The sequence below is a fragment of the Rhizobium sp. CB3171 genome (genome assembly GCF_029714265.1).
Classification (GTDB): Bacteria; Pseudomonadota; Alphaproteobacteria; order Rhizobiales; family Rhizobiaceae; genus Rhizobium.
Window position 1 is genome coordinate 1,046,910 of record NZ_CP121652.1, and the last position, 19,072, is coordinate 1,065,981.

A 19,072-nucleotide genomic window follows, 5' to 3' on the forward strand; every position below is an offset into this window, starting at 1 on the left:
GCCTACTCGATGACGACCAGGGCTTCGCCGTATTCGACCGGGCGTCCATCCTGAATGAGGATTTCGGTCACAATACCGGATTTGGGCGCGGGGATCTGGTTCATCGTCTTCATTGCTTCGATGATCAGCAGCGTCTGGCCTTCCTTGACGGAGGCGCCGACCTCGATGAAAGCGGCAGCGCCTGGCGCGGGTGCCATGTAGACCGTGCCTACCATCGGCGCGCTGACGACGTTGTCCGGATTGCGCGACTTGCCGGCAGGTGCGGCCGCTGCAACGGGAGCGGCGGCAGGAGCTGCTGCGGCATAGGCGGGTGCTGCGATCGGTGCCTGAACATATTGAGTCGTGCCGGCGCGCGATACGCGGATGCGCAGATCTTCCTGCTCGACTTCGATCTCGGTCAGATCGGTCTCATTGAGAATATTGGCGAGGTCGCGGATCAGCGCCTGGTCGATACCCAATTTCTTGTCAGCCATGGATGTTTAGCCCTGTATTCTTGTTATTGCGTGATGGATTTCAGCGCATGCAGCGCCAGGATGTAGCTGTGGGGCCCAAAACCGCAGATCATGCCCTTGGCGGCGGGCGCGATCATCGATTTGTGCCGGAATTCTTCGCGTGCGTGGATGTTGGAGATATGAACCTCCACCACCGGAATGGAAATGGCGCGGATCGCATCATGAAGCGCGATCGACGTGTGGCCATAGGCGCCGGGGTTGATGGCGACGCCGGCGGCGACGTCGCCGGCTTCGTGCATCCAGTCGACTAGCACGCCTTCATGGTTGCTCTGGCGAAAGTCGACGACAAAGCCAAGGCTTTCGCCCACAGATTTGCAGTCGGCTTCGATATCCTTGAGCGTCTTGCCGCCATAGATGCCCGGCTCGCGCTTGCCGAGGGCATTCAAATTGGGTCCGTTTAGGACGAAAATGGTTTGCGCCATCAGAGGTTCCGTCAAAGTGCAGCGCAACCTATAGACTCCCGAGGGCGCGTAGGAAAGCCCCCAGGACGTAGGTTGCGCGTGTCTAGGTGTGGAAACGCCCCGATTTTGGCGATTTTACGCATAGGCCTGAAATCGGCTCGACTTCGGAAAGGCTCATACATCTTCTGAGGCGCCACTGTGTCCTTTATGCATCCTGAAAGATGCGCGGCGCAGACATTGCCACGGTTCAGCAGCTCGTCTTGCCGCAACTGCGGACATTGGCGATCTTCTGCTGAATGGCGTCGATGCCGATCGCGCCGGAGATCGCCTCATTGCCGATGACATAGGCCGGCGTGCCGGTGACGTTGAGATCGGTGGCGAGCTGGTACGTGGCCTTGATCGAATCGCTATTGGGGCTCTTGGCCATTTCAGCGCGAATTGCCGCGTCAGTGACGCCGAGCGAGGTCGCAACTTCGATGGCGCTGTCTTCCGATGCGCGGCCGTCGCTTCCAAGCAGCGCATGGTGGAATTCAGCATATTTTTCCGGCGCAAGCTTGCGGAACGCATCGGAAACCCGTGCCGCGGCAACCGAATCCGGTCCGAGGATCGGGAATTCCTTCAGCACGAAACGCACATTCGGGTCTTGCTTGAGCAGCGCGTCCATGTCGGGGAGCGCATGGCGGCAATAGGTGCAATTATAGTCGAAGAACTCGACCACGGTGACGTCACCCTTCGGATTGCCAATCGTAACGTCATCCTTGGAATTGAAGATGGCATCCTTATTTTGGGTAACAGCCTGGGCCGACTGAGCGAGGCGCGCCTCGTCCTGTTTCTTTTCAAGCGCCGCTTGCGCGTCCAACAGCACTTCCGGGTGCTCGACGAGGTATTCCTTGATGAACTCCCCGAATTCCTTCTTCTGCTGGTCATCCAGCGCGGCCGCGGGCTGAACCACTGCAAGCGACGCGGCAATGGCGATCGCTGAGGCGGCCAGCAGGGTTTTGGAAAGCAGGGTCATTGGGTCCTCGTTTGAGTAGGTGCTGAGACTCATCGTCCGGTTCGGGATATCACCACCAGGTTAAAATCCCGAAATTTGTATCGGCAATTTACGGTGCATGCTTATTTCCAGAAACAGGAATTTTCACGACAAAGCCGCAATCGCGGGATTGTGAACAGGCTAATATTGCGGCAATTGTCTGGCTTTAATCCGATCCGAGAAAGAATTGACCTTGTTTTCCCTATCCAAACGCAGCGATGTCGAACCCTTCCACGCCATGGATGTGCTGGCGGAGGCGACCCGTCGGCGTCAGGCGGGGCATGCCGTCATTTCGATGGCCGTCGGCCAGCCGTCGCATCCGACGCCCAAGGCAGCACTTGAGGCAGCACGCGTGGCACTCGGGCACGGACGCATCGGCTACACGGACGCACTGGGCACGCTGGCGCTGAAACAGGCGCTAGCCGGTCATTACCAGGTTCGCCATGGGCTGAGCATCGATCCCATGCGGATCGCGATCACCACCGGCTCATCGGCGGGCTTCAATCTTGCCTTTCTGACGCTGTTCGATCCTGGCGACAGCGTCGCCATCGCAAGGCCCGGCTATCCAGCCTATCGCAATATTCTTGCTGCTCTCGGGCTCGATGTCGTCGAAGTGCCCGTCACCGCCGAAACGCAATTCACGTTGACGCCGGAAAGCCTGGAGGCGGCGCAAGCGGCCAGCGGCAAGCGGCTGAAGGGCGTACTGCTTGCAAGCCCCGCCAATCCCACCGGCACGGTGACGGGCAGGGCGGCGCTGAAGGCGCTTGCCGATTATTGTGCCGACCGTTCGATCGCTTTCATTTCCGACGAAATCTATCATGGACTGACCTTCGTCGGCGAAGAGACGAGCGCGCTGGAACTGACCGATCAGGCCATCATCATCAATTCCTTCTCGAAATATTATTGCATGACCGGCTGGCGCATCGGCTGGATGGTGCTGCCGGAGCGCCTGGTGCGCCCGATCGAGCGCGTTGCTCAGAGCCTTTACATTTCGGCGCCGGAGCTCTCGCAGATCGCCGCCGCCGCAGCACTCGGGGCAGGGGCCGAATTGGACGTCTACCGCGAAAGCTACCGCCATAACCGCGATTTCCTGATGCGCCGTTTGCCCGAAATCGGCTTTTCCATCGCGTCGCCGATGGACGGCGCCTTCTACGCCTATGTCGATGTCAGCCGCTTTACCAACGACAGCATGGCCTTCGCCCGCAAGATGCTGGCCGAAATCAACGTCGCCGCCACACCAGGCCTCGATTTCGATCCGATCGAGGGGCACCGCGCGATGCGCATCTCCTATGCCGGCTCGAAGGCGGAGATCGAGGAAGCGGCAGAACGCATGGCGGCGTGGCTGAAATAGGCTCTTCGATCAGAGGTTTACGGCGAGTTTTGAAGATTTGCACCGAACGGAGATCACTCCGTCCTCCGCGGCAATTCCACCCTATCCGCTGAAATGCGCCTCAATTCGCGGAAATGCCGATCATCGGCCGCGGTTGCTTGCCGTCTTCCAAAACAAAAATCCGGCCGCGTTGCCACGGCCGGATTTGTTTATTTCGTTCCGAACAGCAGCGTTCAGAAGAAGCCACGGCGCTGCCACCAGCCGGCTTTCTTCGGCTTGGTCGGCTCGCCATCGCCGTCGCCGCCCTCGCTGGTGCGGGTGGACTTGACCACCGGCTCGGAGGAGGAGACGTTCGACTCGCGGTTGGCGCGAGCTGGCTTGGCCGCGGCCTCGATCACTTCGGGCTCCTCAGCGGCGACCGGTTCGGCGGCCTTGTCGAGATCGCCGGCAACTTCGGCAACCGTTTCAGCCTCGGCGTCGATCACGGACACTTCTTCAGCGACCGGTACCTCGACAGGCGATGCTTCCGCCTTCGGCTTGCGGCGGCTGCGGCTCTTGGCGGGCTTCACGTCTTCAACGACGACGGCCGCGGTTTCGACAGCCGCCATTGCCGGCTGGCTTTCGACGGCGGCTTCGCCTTCGGCGACCGCGATATCGGCAACGGTTACAGCGACATCGCTTTCGCCGTCATCCTCATCGTCAGCGCCTTCGTCCGAACCGGCTTCACCGCCGGCGGCTAATTCGTTGCCTTCGCCGTCGCGATTGCGACGCCCGCCACGCTTGCCGCGGCGGCGGCGCTTGCGCTTCTGCTGGCCATCATCGCTGGACACGGCCGCGACTTCGCCGCTGCTGCCGGTATCGTCCTCGTCGCCTTCGTCCGCTTCGTCATCGCCTTCCTCGCGGGATGCATCGGCCGACTCAGAAGCGACCTGGGCGTCACCGCCACGACCGCGACGGCGGCGGCGGCGCTTGCGCTTGCGGCCACCATCATTGTTTTCGGAGCGCGCTGCGGGCTGCTGTTCGACGCTAGCGGCCTTTTCTTCGAGCTCTTCGTCTTCGTCCTCATCTGCCTCGATGACGATATCGTCGTCATCATCCTCCGGAATGGCGGCGAAGTTGAACAGGGATTCGATCTTCACCGGATTTTCCACCGGCTCGCCGCGGTCGATCGCGAAATGCTGCGTGCCGACGGCATTGTCCGCGCCGATGACGATGGCGACGCCGAAGCGGTTTTCGTAATCGACGATCGTCTGACGCTTGTGATTGAGCAGATAGAGCGCAATGTCCGGCGTCGTACGCACGGTGATATCGTGCGTCGTGTTCTTCAGCAGGTATTCCTCGATGCCGCGCAGAACATGCAGCGCAACGGAGGACTGCGAGCGAACGTGACCGGTGCCGCCGCAATGCGAGCAAATCTGCGTCGTGCTTTCGAGAACCGAAGCGCGGATGCGCTGGCGCGACATTTCCAGAAGGCCGAAATGCGAGATACGGCCGACCTGGATGCGGGCGCGGTCGTTCTTCAGGCATTCCTTCAGCTTCTTCTCGACGGCGCGGTTGTTGCGCTTTTCTTCCATGTCGATGAAGTCGATGACGATCAGGCCGGCAAGGTCGCGCAGGCGAAGCTGGCGGGCAATTTCCTCGGCAGCCTCCAGATTGGTCTGGAGCGCGGTGTCCTCGATCGAGTGTTCGCGCGTCGAGCGGCCGGAGTTGACGTCGATCGAAACCAGCGCTTCCGTCTGGTTCATGATCAGGTAGCCGCCCGAGCGCAAAGTCACCTGCGGCTGCAGCATGCGGTCGAGCTGCGCCTCGATGCCGGAGCGCGAGAAGATCGGATGGATGTCGCGATAGGGCTGAACCACCTTGGCATGGCTCGGCATCAGCATCTTCATGAAGTCTTTCGCTTCACGATAGCCTTCTTCGCCGGCAACGATGATCTCGCCGATATCCTTGTTGTAAAGGTCGCGGATTGAGCGCTTGATCAGGCTGCCTTCTTCGTAGACGAGGCAAGGCGCTGTCGAAGCGAGCGTCAGCGTACGGACGTTTTCCCAAAGGCGCATCAGATATTCGAAGTCACGCTTGACCTCGACCTTGGTGCGGTTGGCGCCGGCGGTACGCAGGATGACGCCCATGCCCTGCGGCACTTCGAGCATCTTGGCGATTTCCTTCAGGCGCTTGCGGTCCTGCGGATTGGTGATCTTGCGGGAGATACCACCGCCGCGCGCCGTGTTCGGCATCAGAACCGAGTAGCGGCCTGCGAGCGAAAGATAGGTGGTAAGTGCTGCACCCTTGTTGCCGCGCTCTTCCTTGGCAACCTGCACCAGCAGGATCTGCCGACGCTTGATGACTTCCTGAATGCGATACTGCTTGCGCGGCTTGCGCTGCGTGCGGTCCGGAACCTCTTCCATCGCGTCTTCGGCGCCGACGGATTCGATTACTTCTTCTTCCTGGTCGTGATCATCGTCGTCGTCATCGTCGTGACGGCGCTTGGAAACATCGACATCCTCGGAAATCGAATCGGTTTCGACCATCGCGGCCATCTCGCCCGACGGTCCGCCTTCTTCGTCTTCGCTCGGCGCGTCGACTGTTGCGATCGCTTCGGCTGCAGGAGCCTCCTCGGCGGCAGCTTCAGCGACCACCTTCTTGCGGCTGCGGCGTGGCTTGGCCTTCTTCGCCGGAGCTTCCTCGACGGGAGCAGCCGCTACCTCAGGGGCAAGGGCTTCTTCCGTCACCGCGACTTCCGCCTCGTCCTTCTGGACGATGCCGATGTCGGGCTGTTCCTGCTGGGAAAGATCGAGCGCCGTTTCGACATGCTCGACATCGTCGTCGCGGCGATGCTCTTCGGCTTCCGCCTTCAGGAGCGCCTGCCGGTCGGCGAGCGGGATCTGGTAGTAGTCGGGATGGATTTCGGCAAAGGCCAGGAAGCCATGCCGGTTGCCGCCGTAATCCACGAAAGCGGCTTGCAGCGAGGGCTCAACCCTCGTCACCTTGGCGAGATAGATATTGCCGCGGATTTGCTTCTTGTGCTGCGACTCGAAGTCAAATTCTTCTATGCGGTTCCCGCGAACGACAACAACACGCGTCTCTTCCTCGTGAGACGCATCGATAAGCATTTTGTCTGCCATGTAAGCTGTGCTCCTCGGCGCCGGCATGCGGAAAGGCGCCGGCCGGTCGCTAGGACAGGCTGGTTGCACTCCACTATTGCTGCACCGGATAATGAAAGTCGCGATTGGTTGTTTTGCGATGACGATGACAGTAGCCAGACAGCGGCCGGGACATCAGTTCCCCGGGGTCTGTTCACTTCTTGAAAAAGCTGCTGCGGTACCATCCGTAACCAAGCGAGATCGACAATGCCTTAGACCCAACAAACGGGTCCGATGAATGTGCTCTCTTTAAAGAGCGTTTGGTGGCTCTCCACCGATGAATTTCCCGCGCAAAACCGGAAATTCAGATATCCAGTATGGGAGCAGAAGCACTGTAGACGGCGGATGACGGCCGCTTATGGCGCCTAGTACTCGAGGCGGCTGCCTTTGCGGCGACTCTATCCCGTCAACACTTCTACCCTAATATGCGTTGTATGTTTTATCTGTCACAATAGCAAGGGGAAAGCCAAGTATGCCATAATATTGATGGATTCGTCGGATGATGAAGGTGCGGGGACGGCGTTTCCGATTCTTCTCCCGGCACGCCATCACATCGGCACTATCGCGTCATCCGTGGTTTTCCCGTTATTTTTGGACTTCAAAAACAACGTCGAAATCAATATGGGGCGCGGTGGGCGATAGTTAAAGGGATTGCGGCATGCGACGGAGAATGGCGTGAGGGCTTTGCGAATTGCAGCGGTGGCCCTCGCAGTGACGGCTCTTCCGATTCTCTCACCGCTTGCGACGGCCATGGCCGCCGCCGATCCATTGCTCGCCTATGGCGCACGCATCGCCGGCGACGATGCCCGCACCCGTATCGTCATCGATATGGATCGCGAGCCGACCTTCACGGTCCATTATCTTGACAACCCCGTACGCGTCATCGTCGACCTTCCGGCAACCGCCTTCGGTTTCCCCGCAGCCGATCTGAAGCCGATCGGCCTCTTCAAGGATATCCGCTACGGCACCATGGATGAGGACAGCGCCCGCATCGTGCTGACGGCGGCCAAGCCGGTGAAGCTGGTCATGGCTAAGGTGCAGCCCGACGAAAGCGGCAAGGGGCATCGCCTCGTGCTCGATGCCGAGATGCTGCCCGCCGGCCAATTTGCGGATCTTATCAAGCAGCAGAGCTGGACCAACGATGACACTGCAAAGGATGTCGGTCCGGTGGCGCCGATCGAAAGGGCCGATCCGAGCAGCTTCCTCGTGGCGGTCGACGCCGGTCATGGCGGGATCGACGCCGGCGCAACGGCCAGCGATGGCGTCACCCAGGAGAAGGACATCACACTCGCCTTTGCCAAGCTCCTGGCCGACAAGCTGAACGCCAAGCCCGGCATCAAGGCTTTCCTGACGCGCGACAATGATGAATATCTGTCGCTGTCGCAGCGCGTGACCATCGCCCGGCAGAATCACGCCTCACTGTTTATCTCGCTGCATGCCGACACGCTGAAGCAGAAGGATATCCGCGGCGCCACGGTCTATACGATCTCCGACAAGGCCTCCGACAAGCTCGCCAGCGAAGTCGCCGACCGCGAAAACAATTCCGACCAGCTTGCCGGCGCCGAGACGCAGGCCCAGCCTGCCGCCGTCGCGGATATTCTAATGGACCTGACCCGGCGTGAGACGCAGGCTTTTTCCATCTCGCTGGCGCAGGATGTGCTCACCTCGTTCAATGGCCAGATCTCGATGATCAACAACCCGCATCGCCATGCCGGCTTCCGCGTGCTGCAGGCGCCGGATGTTCCCTCCATTCTCCTCGAGCTTGGCTTCCTCTCGAACAAGGATGATGAGAAACTTTTACTCGATCCCGATTGGCGGCAGAAATTGGCGGATCGGCTGACTGATGCGGTACAGCAGTACCGCGTTTCGACCATCGCGAATGGCGGCTGAGACGGTAGAATAGCGGCGCCGTTCGTGTCTTCCATGTAACAGCCGTTGCTAATGGGCTGGGATGAAGTGAGGAATACCAGCGGTGAGCCCTATTTTGCTCACATTCCCGCCGTTACACCAAAGTATTGTTTGCCGCGGTCGGCACGCACGGCTTTATGCCGTTGCCGTCTTGCATTCACGCCCCGAGCGTGCAAAACGCCCGTGAATGTGCGATGGTCTCGCGCATGCGCCGCATGAAGAAGAAGCACCGGTAGCATAATATGGTCAGACTGATTGGATATTTCTTTGGGCTGGGCTGCCTCCTGTTCCTGGGTGCGGCGGCGGCGGCGGCTATTTATCTGAGCGTCGTTTCCAAGGATCTGCCGGATTATGAGGTGCTCGCCAAATACGCGCCGCCGGTGACGACCCGCATTCATGCGGGCAACGGTGCCTTGATGAAGGAATATTCGCGCGAGAACCGGCTTTTCCTGCCGATCCAGGCCATTCCCGATCGCGTCAAGGCCGCTTTCCTCTCGGCAGAAGACAAGAACTTCTACAATCATCCGGGCGTCGATGTCGGCGGCCTGATGCGCGCCGTCGCCGTAAACCTTCAGAATATCGGTTCCGGCCGCCGTTTCGTTGGCGCATCGACCATCACCCAGCAGGTCGCCAAGAACTTCCTGCTTTCGGCCGACCAGACCTTCGACCGCAAGATCAAGGAAGCGATCCTCTCCTTCCGCATCGAACAGGCCTACAGCAAGGACAAGATCCTCGAACTCTATCTGAACGAGATCTATTTCGGCCTCAATTCCTATGGCATCGCCGGTGCGGCGCTGACCTATTTCGACAAGTCGGTCAACGAGCTGACGATTGCCGAATCGGCTTATCTCGCTTCGCTGCCCAAGGGCCCGTCCAACTACAATCCGTTCCGCCACCCCGACGCTGCGATGACCCGCCGCAACTGGGTTATCGACCGCATGGTCGAGAATGGCTATGTCAGCCAGAGCGATGGCGAAGAAGCCAAGAAGCAGCCGCTCGGCGTTGCGCCGCCAAAGAGTGGCCCGTCGCTCTTCGCCTCCGATTATTTTGCCGAAGAAGTCCGCCGCCAGTTGATCGACCAATATGGCGAGAAAACCCTCCTCGAGGGCGGGCTTTCGGTCCGTACCTCGCTGGATCCGCAGATCCAGATCGAAGCACGCAAGGCGTTGCAGGACGGACTGGTCGACTACGACGAGCGCCGCGGCTTCCATGGCCCGATCAAGCAGATCGCGACATCGCAGGATTGGGGTCCGGAGCTTGCCAAGATCCCGGCCTTGAGTGATGTGCCGGAATGGCAGCTCGCCGTCGTGCTTTCCGTGTCCGATCAAACGGTCGATATCGGCCTGCAGCCAAGTGTCGACGCCGCGGGTAAGGTCGCGAACGATCGCAAGCGTGGTACGATCGCCGTAGCCGACATGCGTTGGGCTTTCCGCTCGGCGGGTGGCAGCAAGACGGCGAAATCGCCGACCGGCGTGTTGAACCCCGGTGACGTGATCTATGTCCAGAAGAGCGGCGATGCCGATTCGAGCGCCTATCGCCTGCGCCAGCCTCCGAAAGTGCAGGGCGGCCTCGTCGTGATGGACCCGCATACCGGCCGCGTGCTCGCCATGGTCGGCGGTTTCTCCTATGCGCAGTCGGAGTTCAACCGCGCTACCCAGGCTAAACGCCAGCCCGGCTCGTCCTTCAAGCCCTTCGTTTACGCGGCGGCCATGGACAATGGCTATACACCGGCGTCGGTCATTCTTGACGATCCGCTCCAGATCACGCTCAGCAACGGACAGGTGTGGAAGCCGGAAAACTACGAAGGCGAGGGCGGCGGCGCCCATACGCTTCGCTTTGCCATCGAGCATTCGCGCAACCTGATGACCGTGCGTCTCGCTGCCGATATGGGCATGCCGCTGGTCGCCGAATATGCCGACCGCTTCGGCATCTATGACCGCATGAACCCGGTTCTTGCCATGGCGCTTGGCGCCGGCGAGACGACGGTGCTGCGCATGGTTTCCGCCTATTCGGTCATCGCCAATGGCGGTAAGCAGATCAAGCCGACATTGATCGACCGCATTCAGGACCGCTATGGCGCGACCATCTTCAAGCACGAAGAGCGCGTCTGCGACGCCTGCAATGTCAGCGATTGGCAGAATCAGGATGAGCCAGTCATCGCCGACAACCGCGAGCAGGTGCTCGATCCGATGACTGCCTATCAGGTCACTTCGATGATGCAGGGCGTCGTCATCCGCGGCACGGCCGCCGGCAAGATCAAGCTGAACACCGATGTCGCCGGCAAGACCGGTACGACCAACGATGAAAAGGACGCCTGGTTCGTCGGCTTTACGCCGAGCCTCGTTGCCGGCCTTTATGTCGGCTACGACACGCCGAGCACACTCGGCCGCGGCGCGACCGGTGGCTCGATCGCCGCGCCGATCTTTAACGAGTTCATGCAGGCCGCCACCAAGGATGAGCAGCCGGAGAAATTCCAGGTTCCGGCGGGCATGAATATGATGGCCGTCAACCGCGCGACCGGCATGGCCGCGCAGCCCGGCGATCCCGATGCCATCATGGAAGCCTTCAAGCCCGGCACCGGCCCGGCGACCACCTATACGGTCATCGGCGGCGGCGATGCTTCGGCGCAGGTCGCGCCCGAGGAAATTCTGAAGACCTCGCCGCAGGCCAATCAGGCAGTCACATCAGGTGCGGGCGGTCTCTTCTGATCCTGGTCGATTTGTCCAATGAGCGTGCCGCGGGGCTTTACAGTCGCGGCATGTGTATTTATGTCACCAGCACTCTTTGAATTGAACAGCAGTTCACATCGAACGGCCGAATAAAGAAGCAGGAATATGCGAGCGGAAATCGAGAATGTAGTCGACGAAACCAAGCAGGCCATAAGCCTGCTGAGGAGGCATCTTTGACTGGGATCAGGCGATAAGACGACTGGACTGGTTGAACAACAAGGCAGAGGACCCGACCCTCTGGAACGATGCCTCCGAAGCGCAGAAGCTGATGCGCGAGCGCCAGCAGCTCGATGACGGCATCAACGGCGTGCGTGCGCTTGAGCAGCAGCTTGCCGACAATGTCGAACTGATCGAGCTTGGCGAGGAAGAGGGCGATGCCGACGTCGTTCGCGAGGCCGAAGAGGCCCTCAAGAGCTTGAAGACGGAAGCTGCGCGCCGGCAGGTGGAAGCCATGCTTTCGGGCGAGGCCGATTCCAACGACACCTACCTCGAAGTCCATTCCGGCGCCGGCGGCACCGAGAGCCAGGACTGGGCGAACATGCTGCTGCGCATGTACACCCGCTGGGCAGAGCGTCAGCGCTTCAAGGTGGAACTGCTCGAAGTCCATGACGGCGAAGAAGCCGGTATCAAATCGGCGACGCTGCTGGTCAAGGGCCATAATGCCTATGGTTGGCTGAAGACCGAATCGGGCGTTCACCGCCTGGTGCGCATCTCGCCCTATGACAGCAATGCCCGCCGTCACACCTCCTTCTCGTCGATCTGGGTCTATCCGGTCGTGGACGACTCGATCCAGATCGAGATCAACGAGGGCGACTGCCGCATCGATACTTATCGTTCGTCCGGCGCCGGCGGCCAGCACGTCAACACGACCGACTCGGCGGTGCGTATCACGCACATCCCGACCGGCATCGTCGTGCAATGCCAGCAGGAACGCTCGCAGCACAAGAACCGCGCCAAGGCCTGGGACATGCTGCGCGCCCGCATGTACGAAGCGGAATTGATGAAGCGGGAAGAGGCCGCCAACGCCGAAGCCGCCTCGAAGACCGATATCGGCTGGGGCCACCAGATCCGCTCCTACGTTCTGCAGCCTTATCAGCTCGTCAAGGACTTGCGCACCGGCGTCGCCAGCACGGCCCCAGATGACGTGCTCGACGGCGATCTCAACGAGTTCATGGAAGCTGCCCTCGCGCACCGCATCAGCGGCGCCGCCGACGCGGTCGTGGACGACGTGGATTAAGAGCAGGATCTATTTGATCGAAGAAAAGCCCCGGAGACGGGGCTTTTTTGTTGGCTGGAATGCCGCTCTTACGATGCGCAAGTAATTCTTAATCCGAAAACTGCTCCGCCAATATCCGCTCCGACCACGACCTGTCTGGATCAGAAAGAATACGCGCCGTCGTGTCTTCGGTCTGGGCGATCTTGACGCCCACGACCGATTTGACTTCGGTGTTGTCGGCAACCGCATTGACCGGGCGTTTTTCTGCCTCCAGCACGGTGATGTCGATCGTCACCTTGTTGGGCAGGAGGGCGCCGCGCCAGCGGCGAGGGCGGAAAGCGCTGACTGGGGTGATGGCGAGCAGCGGTGCCTCGAGCGGCAGGATGGGGCCGTGAGCGGAGAGATTATAGGCGGTGGAACCGGCCGGCGTCGTCACCATCAGCCCGTCGCAGATCAGTTCCGGCAGACGGACATGGCCGTCGATCTCGACCTTCAGCTTGGCCGCCTGATAGGACTGGCGAAACAATGACACCTCGTTGATGGCAAGCGCGACGGATGTGCTGCCGTCTGCGTTGCGCGTGCTCATCTGCAGCGGATGAAAGGCATTTTCGACAGCCGCTTCGATGCGTTCGGCTAGGCATTCGGTACGATAATCGTTCATCAGGAAGCCGATGGAGCCGCGATTCATGCCATAGACGCGCTTGCCGGAATTCATCGTATTGTGCAGCGTCTGCAGCATGAAGCCATCGCCGCCGAGCGCAACGACGATATCCGCATCTTCCTGCGGCGTCTGGCCGTAAAGGCGAATCAACTCCTCCCGCGCGCTTTGGGCTTCCGGCGCGGTTGATGCGAGAAAACAAACAGACTGAAAAGCGCGTGACATGCAATGTCCTTTGAATAATCGTACTAGGTAATGATATTCCCCTTACGCGACAAGACGTTTTGCAAAGACTGGTGAATAGGCAGGCGCTTCGATCCGCTCCATCAAAGCCAAACTGCCGATTTTCCCTTTACAGGAAATCAAAATCTGCTACTTGGCATGCCGATGTGCCCTTGTAGCTCAGTTGGTAGAGCACCTGATTTGTAATCAGGGGGTCGCGGGTTCGAACCCTGCCGGGGGCACCATCATGATCCAGAGATCACTATGCTTTCCCCAATCTTCTGAAATTTGCGACCTATTTTGCGGCTCGAGACTTTCTGGAAAATGCCTCACAGGCTACCAGCTCCTTTGCCGAAGCGCGTCCACGATCACAGAAAATGCCGGCAAATTCTGGCGCCTGCTGGGATAGTAGAGGTAATATCCGGCAAATTTCGGTGACCAGTCGTCGAGCACGAGCTGCAGCCGCCCTTCTGCCAGATGCTGCTCGACGAAGCTTTCCGGTACGTAGGCTATGCCATAGCCTCGAAGAGCGGCATCGACCATCTCGGCATCCGTGTTGAAAGTAAGCTGCCCTTCGACCCTGACGCGAACCTCCTCGCCATCCTTCTCGAACTCCCAGGCATAGAGCGCTCCGATCCTGTCAATACGCCTGTTGATGCAATTATGGCGCATGAGTTCCTGCGGCGTCCTTGGCACGGCTCGCGTCATGAAATAACCGGGAGACCCAACAGCCACCAATCTCCAATCCGGTCCGATCCGCACCGCCACCATGTCTTTCTCAAGACTTTCGCCGAGTCTCACACCAGCGTCGAAGCCATCCTCAACGATGTTGCGGAAGCTGCTATCGACGCTGAGTTCCAGCTTGATGTCCGGATAGTCCGCGAGCATGGGGGATAGTTTGGGCCAAACGACGCTTTCCATGGCGTGATGGGACAATGTGATTCTGACGGTACCGGCCGGCTTGTCCCGATAGGCCATCAACGCCTCTATGTCGGCTTCTATTTCAGAAATGCGCGGCGCCAGGGATTGCCGGAGACGTTCGCCGGCCTCCGTCGTTCCCACACTTCGCGTCGTGCGGGTCAGAAGCCGAAGCCCCATTCGTGCTTCGAGTTGCTTGACGGCATAGCTGAGGGTGGATTGGGCAATTCCCAACTTTGCCGCGGCTTTGGTGAAGCTGCGTTCTTCGGCAACCGCGAGGAATAAGAGTAATTCGTTGAAGTTTTCCCGCGCCACAACAGGTCCTCCGCCTGATCCGATCGATATCTATTACAAGCGAATTTCGATAAGTCCATGCAAATTGGCGCGGCTAATGCAGGCTATCGATCGGTGCTATCTGTTTCTCCCATCAAGTTTGAACAAGGGCACTTCGCCCCGATGGCCAAAGAACCGGAGAAATCCATGCTCGGAACAGTCCTTCACGCCCCCGGCGACATCCGCTGCGAGGAAGTCGCAGAACCCAAAATCCTGAGGCCCACCGACGCCATCATCAAGCTTTCGGCGTCCTGCGTCTGCGGCTCCGATCTCTGGCCGTATCGCGGAATTCAGGCCGTGACCGCGCCGCAGCATATGGGCCATGAATACTGCGGCGTCGTGGTCGAGGTTGGAAGCGACGTGAAGACTATCCGGCCCGGCCAGTTCGTCGTCGGCTCGTTCTGCCTCTCGGACAATACCTGCCCGCACTGCCGGTACGGTTTCCAGTCCTCCTGCGAACACCGCGAATTCATGTCCGGCGCGCAGGCGCCATACGCGCGTATCGCACTGGCTGACGGTACGTTGGTTGCGACCGACACCATGCCGTCCGAAGACCTGATCCCGAGCCTGCTCGCCGCATCCGACGTGCTCGGCACGGGCTGGTATGCCGCTGATGCCGCGCGCGTGACGCCGGGCTGCACGGCGGTTGTGGTGGGCGACGGCGCCGTCGGCCTCATGGGCGTGCTGTCGGCAAAACAGCTTGGCGCCGGGCGCATCATTGCCATGAGCCGCCATAAGCAGCGCCAGGAACTCGCCCTCGAATATGGCGCCACCGACATCATCACAGAGCGGGGCGACGCGGGCGTTGCAAGAGTGAAGGAATTGACCGGAGGCGTTGGCGCCGATTCCGTCCTTGAGTGCGTCGGCACCCAGGAATCGATGCTGCAGGCGATCAACTGCGCCCGTCCAGGCGGCTCGATCGGCTATGTCGGCGTGCCGCATGGCGTTGAGCTGGACGGGCAGATGCTGTTTTTTCAACAGAAGAACCTGCTGGGCGGTCCGGCACCGGTGCGTCGCTTCCTGCCGCACCTCATTGATCTCATCATGACCCGGCAGATCAACCCCGGCAAAGTCTTCGATCTCGAAGTGCCGCTTACCGATGTTGCGCAAGGCTACAAGGCCATGGACGAACGCAGTGCCATCAAGACGCTCCTTCGGATGTGAGGACGTCATGACCCTGAAGCGATCTACGACGTTGGCGGCTGTGCTTGCATTGGGATGCCTGGGACTAGCGGGCATCATTCAAGCCAAATCGAGTTACACGACAGAAGACAGCGCCATGCACAGCAATTTGAGAAAGCCGAGCGACAAGACAATCGCGATACGCATCGGTGAAAAGACGTTTGCTGTCGATCTCTACGACAACGAGACGGCCAAAGACCTGATCACCAAACTGCCGCTCACCTTAAAAGCCGGCAATTATCCTGGCTATGACGAGAAGGTCATCCGGCTGAAAGACGGGCTTTCAATGAAGGGGGCGCCTCGTGGCGACGAGCCTGAGATCCCGGAAGTGGGCTATTACGAGCCCGGTCAATGGATTGCGCTTTATTATGGTTACATCGGCTACTGGCCAGGAAAAGTCCCGCTGGGACGCATTCACGCGAGCGTGGACGAAGTTCGCGCGATCCCGGACGGTGCACCGGTAACCATCGAGGTCAGCAACGGACTGACGGGCAAGAACGAGAACTAGGCGGCGCGGCCCGCGCGCATCTTCGAAAACCTGATCGCATGAGACTCAAGCTGGGTGAGGCCGGCGCGCCGGCACGATCCCTGTCGTTCCCTCAGCAGGCTCAGACACTGCAACAAGTCCTGAATGATCCGCTCCAAGCCATTGACGGAAAAACAATATGGAAACCACCTACGACAACCAGATCGAAAGCACGGCAAGTCCGTGGGGTATTGTCATCTGCATGACGCTGATGACATTCACGCTCGTTGCCTCGGAGTTCCTGCCTGTCAGCCTGCTGACACCAATCGCCGACGAGCTGAGCATCACGGTGGGACAGGCCGGTCAAGCGATTTCCGTTTCGGGTTTCTTTGCCGTCGTCACCAGCCTATTCAGCAATGCGTTACTGGCACGCCTTGACCGACGCGCAGTGGTGCTTTCCTACACAGGCGTTCTCGTGCTTTCCGGTCTGGCAATCACATTCGCGCCCAACTACCTCGTGTTCATGGTCGGCCGCGCGCTGATCGGCGTGTCGATTGGCGGCTTCTGGTCGCTGTCCACGGCTATCATGGCGCGTATTGTATCCGGCCCGGACCTACCCAAGGCTCTTGCCATGCTGCAAGGAGGAAGCGCCCTTGCAAGTGTTGTCGCTCAACCATTGGGGAGTTTCCTCGGCGGGTTGATCGGCTGGCGAGGCGCATTCTTTATTATGGTGCCGGTTCGGTTCGCAGTACATTCGGGCTGCTGCGCAATCGTACCTTCGCCATTGGTATGGCGGCCATGACCTTCTTCTTCATGGGACAGTTTGCACTGTCCACCTATTTGCGGCCGTTCCTTGGGGATGTGACCGGCCTTGACGTCAACGGCCTTTCGCTCGTTCTCCTTGGGATCGGCCTGGCAGGCCTTCTGGGAACCTCGTTGATCGGCTTCCTGCTGCGCTCGCATCTGAGCACGGTTCTGGTGGGTTTCCCCGCCGTGCTGATGCTCATCGCGGTGTTGTTGATACCGCTTGGCCCATCTGCCCTGACAATAGCGGCGCTCCTTGCTCTTTTCGGCCTGTTTGCCACTCCTATTCCAGTGGCTTGGGGTACCTGGTTGACGCGCATCATACCGTCAGAGCTTGAAGCGGGAGGCGGGCTTCAGGTTGCGCTCATCCAGTTCGCCATAACATTTGGTGCCTTCACAGGCGGCATGCTCTTCGACAGTGCCGGCTGGTGGAGCCCGTTCGCGTACAGCGCTATCCTCTTTATGGTTTCGAGCGTGGTCGCGGTCGGCGTGACACGCTTGCGGCCGAGGTGACGCCATGCAGTGACGTTCGACCTGCTTCGGCAATAGACACGCTCATTCAGCGGCTTAACCGAGTTGTTTTCCCTGCAGCCCTCGATGCAGGAAATCGGCGGCTGCTTCATTCAATTGTAACGCCGCTGCACTTTGAAATGGTCGTAACGATCACTAAGTTACGATTCTCGTCATTGCTGCATGTGGGAAGATATGACCGTTAAGCCCAAGAAGCCCAAACTCGAACACTCCGAACTATCCGGTGAATTTACCGAGGATGGCGTGACCGTGCTCGTCGATATCTTTCGCCCGGCAGGCACCCAGCAAGACTGGCGGATGGAGGTCATCACGCCGGAGGAGGATCTTATCGAATGGGAAGAGCCCTTCGCGACTGACCGCGAGGCCTTCGATGAGTTCCTGGCGACGATCGCGCGCGATGGTATCAGGACTTTCTTCGACGAATCGGATCCTGCGATTCACTAGGCTGCGCCGGCGCGCTTCGGCCTCGCGCATTTACAACGTCTGAAATAGGCATACACTTTCCCATCCACGGCGGGCGAGGGAACGTCCATGCGCGAGGTTTTGAAGCTTATTGTCCTGGGATTGCCGTTTGCTGTGATGGCAGATGCGCCGGCGTTGGCCGGACAGGATTGCTACTGCAAAAACGTAGACGGAAAGCAGCATGCGATCGGCGAAGTCGCCTGCATGACCGTGAACGGCAAGAGCTATCTCGCGCAATGCGAGATGAACCTGAATGTCACCTCATGGCTGAAGCTGCAGGATGGATGCCCGATCACGGAGCGGTCGCCCACGCTGCAATCGGCCTGGCGTCCGCAGCCGATTGCAGTTCGCTGATCCGTTTTTCTGTCCCTTTGTTTTTGCCGCAATTCCGGACGGAAGACCGCTGCGCACTTTTCCTCGAATTACTCTAGTGGCAGCGGTATGCGCGCTCCGAAATGGCGCTCATGCCGGAGCGGGTCATGAGTTCGTAGAGTATGCGCCGGCCGAATGGATTGTGCAGGCGGACGGCGTCGGACCCAAGAAAATGCGTTTCCGCCAGTTCGAAGGCTCTGAGATGGCGCGCGCGCAGAATAGCCGCACGGTAGAAATCGTGGAATTCACGCCGGCAGACATAGGTCTTGTATTTCGTCATGCAGAAAGCCGAGAAGATCTCATCATTGTCGCGGAGGAAATCCGCGACGCCGACGGTGACTTCCGGCCAAGCAGGATTGAACGTGTCGTCGAAGACGATGACGCCATGGTCGGCGATCGTCTCCTTCGCCAGGTGGATGTCGGCTTTCAGGTTCGACAAGGTGTGTCCGCCATCGATGCTGAAGAAGCGCACCTTGCCGACCTTGCTCGCTACGTCTTTCGGCGACAGCTCCGCGCTATCGCCGACGAACAGCAGGTCCTCGTCGACAGGCAGGCCGAGCCGCTCGCCATTCTCGATAAATGTTCGGTATTGCTCGGAAACGCCATTCGACATCTCTCCGATGTCGAAGAGATCGATGCCAAGCACACGATCTTCCGGCGATGTGATCTTTTTCAGGAGAAAATAAGAACGACCGAAATAGACCCCGATTTCAGCAATTCCGCCGCCCAATCCATGTCCCCTCTGGCGTTCCAGAATAGAAAGGTAAACAAGGGCATCCGGCGGGTCGATATATCCTTCTACACTTCGCAATTCGTGGAAGATGAATTTGCGGATATTCGATAAGATCATGCGCC

15 protein-coding genes, 1 tRNA gene and 1 pseudogene are annotated in these 19,072 nt (G+C 59.5%); 10 read left to right on the forward strand and 7 right to left on the reverse strand.

Going from position 1 to position 19,072, the window contains the following annotated elements; all coding sequences use genetic code 11:
* Positions 1 to 2: 2 nt before the first annotated feature.
* The 3 genes from accB to QA648_RS05190 all read right to left on the reverse strand — a co-directional run bounded on the left by accB (position 3) and on the right by QA648_RS05190 (position 1,928).
* A complete protein-coding gene (accB, locus tag QA648_RS05180) occupies positions 3 to 473 on the reverse strand; it encodes an acetyl-CoA carboxylase biotin carboxyl carrier protein (RefSeq protein WP_104822736.1) in 471 nt (156 codons plus the stop codon).
* A gap of 23 nt (positions 474 to 496) precedes the next feature.
* Positions 497 to 934, reverse strand: coding sequence for a type II 3-dehydroquinate dehydratase (aroQ, locus tag QA648_RS05185; protein WP_104822737.1), 438 nt, complete (start codon positions 932 to 934; stop codon positions 497 to 499).
* A 226-nt stretch (positions 935 to 1,160) separates the two neighbouring features.
* Positions 1,161 to 1,928 (reverse strand): DsbA family protein, encoded by a 768-nt coding sequence (locus QA648_RS05190; RefSeq protein WP_283050055.1) that lies wholly within the window; start codon positions 1,926 to 1,928, stop codon positions 1,161 to 1,163.
* 211 nt (positions 1,929 to 2,139) lie between these two features.
* On the opposite strand from QA648_RS05190, the gene QA648_RS05195 reads away from it, so the two are divergent.
* On the forward strand, positions 2,140 to 3,297 hold the full coding sequence (locus QA648_RS05195; RefSeq protein ID WP_283051223.1) for an aminotransferase class I/II-fold pyridoxal phosphate-dependent enzyme: 1,158 nt from the start codon (positions 2,140 to 2,142) through the stop codon (positions 3,295 to 3,297).
* Positions 3,298 to 3,509: 212 nt separating this feature from the next.
* Here QA648_RS05195 and QA648_RS05200 read toward each other — a convergent pair whose 3' ends face one another.
* Positions 3,510 to 6,398 carry a ribonuclease E/G gene (locus tag QA648_RS05200; protein ID WP_283050057.1) on the reverse strand — a complete coding sequence of 963 codons (2,889 nt, stop codon included), beginning with the start codon at positions 6,396 to 6,398 and terminating at the stop codon, positions 3,510 to 3,512.
* Positions 6,399 to 7,091: 693 nt separating this feature from the next.
* Between QA648_RS05200 and QA648_RS05205 the strand changes: the two genes are divergently transcribed.
* The 3 genes from QA648_RS05205 to prfB all read left to right on the forward strand — a co-directional run bounded on the left by QA648_RS05205 (position 7,092) and on the right by prfB (position 12,290).
* The gene (locus QA648_RS05205) at positions 7,092 to 8,306 is read left to right on the forward strand and encodes an N-acetylmuramoyl-L-alanine amidase (RefSeq protein ID WP_283050059.1); all 1,215 of its coding nucleotides are present in this window, start codon (positions 7,092 to 7,094) and stop codon (positions 8,304 to 8,306) included.
* A 260-nt stretch (positions 8,307 to 8,566) separates the two neighbouring features.
* Positions 8,567 to 11,032, forward strand: a complete 2,466-nt coding sequence (locus tag QA648_RS05210; protein ID WP_104822741.1) for a penicillin-binding protein 1A — start codon at positions 8,567 to 8,569, stop codon at positions 11,030 to 11,032.
* Between the two features lie 126 nt (positions 11,033 to 11,158).
* A protein-coding gene (gene prfB, locus QA648_RS05215; protein WP_104822742.1) for a peptide chain release factor 2 occupies positions 11,159 to 12,290 on the forward strand; the annotation gives its coding sequence in 2 pieces (ribosomal slippage) (positions 11,159 to 11,227 and positions 11,229 to 12,290; 1,131 coding nt in all).
* 88 nt (positions 12,291 to 12,378) lie between these two features.
* On the opposite strand, the gene QA648_RS05220 is transcribed toward prfB, so the two are convergent.
* The gene (locus QA648_RS05220; protein WP_104822743.1) at positions 12,379 to 13,152 is read right to left on the reverse strand and encodes an NAD kinase; all 774 of its coding nucleotides are present in this window, start codon (positions 13,150 to 13,152) and stop codon (positions 12,379 to 12,381) included.
* A 166-nt stretch (positions 13,153 to 13,318) separates the two neighbouring features.
* On the opposite strand from QA648_RS05220, the gene QA648_RS05225 reads away from it, so the two are divergent.
* Positions 13,319 to 13,394: transfer RNA gene (locus QA648_RS05225), tRNA-Thr, on the forward strand.
* A gap of 91 nt (positions 13,395 to 13,485) precedes the next feature.
* On the opposite strand, the gene QA648_RS05230 is transcribed toward QA648_RS05225, so the two are convergent.
* Positions 13,486 to 14,382, reverse strand: a complete 897-nt coding sequence (locus QA648_RS05230) for a LysR family transcriptional regulator (RefSeq protein ID WP_104822762.1) — start codon at positions 14,380 to 14,382, stop codon at positions 13,486 to 13,488.
* 165 nt (positions 14,383 to 14,547) lie between these two features.
* Here QA648_RS05230 and QA648_RS05235 point away from each other — a divergent pair, with 165 nt between their 5' ends.
* The 5 genes and pseudogenes from QA648_RS05235 (at position 14,548) to QA648_RS05255 (ending at position 18,199) form a co-directional block, all read left to right on the forward strand.
* A complete protein-coding gene (locus tag QA648_RS05235; protein ID WP_283051224.1) occupies positions 14,548 to 15,564 on the forward strand; it encodes a zinc-dependent alcohol dehydrogenase family protein in 1,017 nt (338 codons plus the stop codon).
* Positions 15,565 to 15,571: 7 nt separating this feature from the next.
* Positions 15,572 to 16,090, forward strand: coding sequence for a cyclophilin-like fold protein (locus tag QA648_RS05240; protein ID WP_283050064.1), 519 nt, complete (start codon positions 15,572 to 15,574; stop codon positions 16,088 to 16,090).
* Positions 16,091 to 16,247: 157 nt separating this feature from the next.
* A pseudogene (locus tag QA648_RS05245) lies at positions 16,248 to 17,365 on the forward strand (MFS transporter).
* A gap of 192 nt (positions 17,366 to 17,557) precedes the next feature.
* On the forward strand, positions 17,558 to 17,827 hold the full coding sequence (locus QA648_RS05250) for a hypothetical protein (protein ID WP_104822766.1): 270 nt from the start codon (positions 17,558 to 17,560) through the stop codon (positions 17,825 to 17,827).
* A gap of 87 nt (positions 17,828 to 17,914) precedes the next feature.
* A complete protein-coding gene (locus QA648_RS05255) occupies positions 17,915 to 18,199 on the forward strand; it encodes a hypothetical protein (protein WP_104822767.1) in 285 nt (94 codons plus the stop codon).
* A gap of 73 nt (positions 18,200 to 18,272) precedes the next feature.
* Here QA648_RS05255 and QA648_RS05260 read toward each other — a convergent pair whose 3' ends face one another.
* On the reverse strand, positions 18,273 to 19,067 hold the full coding sequence (locus tag QA648_RS05260; protein WP_283050067.1) for a class I SAM-dependent methyltransferase: 795 nt from the start codon (positions 19,065 to 19,067) through the stop codon (positions 18,273 to 18,275).
* Positions 19,068 to 19,072: the final 5 nt, after the last annotated feature.

Coding starts and splice junctions, on each gene's coding strand:
- accB (WP_104822736.1), bottom strand. CDS start 473: ATGGCTGACAAGAAATTGGGTATCGACCAGGCGCTGATCCGCGACCTC.
- aroQ (WP_104822737.1), bottom strand. CDS start 934: ATGGCGCAAACCATTTTCGTCCTAAACGGACCCAATTTGAATGCCCTC.
- QA648_RS05190 (WP_283050055.1), bottom strand. CDS start 1,928: ATGACCCTGCTTTCCAAAACCCTGCTGGCCGCCTCAGCGATCGCCATT.
- QA648_RS05200 (WP_283050057.1), bottom strand. CDS start 6,398: ATGGCAGACAAAATGCTTATCGATGCGTCTCACGAGGAAGAGACGCGT.
- QA648_RS05210 (WP_104822741.1), top strand. CDS start 8,567: ATGGTCAGACTGATTGGATATTTCTTTGGGCTGGGCTGCCTCCTGTTC.
- QA648_RS05220 (WP_104822743.1), bottom strand. CDS start 13,152: ATGTCACGCGCTTTTCAGTCTGTTTGTTTTCTCGCATCAACCGCGCCG.
- QA648_RS05235 (WP_283051224.1), top strand. CDS start 14,548: ATGCTCGGAACAGTCCTTCACGCCCCCGGCGACATCCGCTGCGAGGAA.
- QA648_RS05240 (WP_283050064.1), top strand. CDS start 15,572: ATGACCCTGAAGCGATCTACGACGTTGGCGGCTGTGCTTGCATTGGGA.
- QA648_RS05250 (WP_104822766.1), top strand. CDS start 17,558: ATGACCGTTAAGCCCAAGAAGCCCAAACTCGAACACTCCGAACTATCC.
- QA648_RS05255 (WP_104822767.1), top strand. CDS start 17,915: ATGCGCGAGGTTTTGAAGCTTATTGTCCTGGGATTGCCGTTTGCTGTG.
- QA648_RS05260 (WP_283050067.1), bottom strand. CDS start 19,067: ATGATCTTATCGAATATCCGCAAATTCATCTTCCACGAATTGCGAAGT.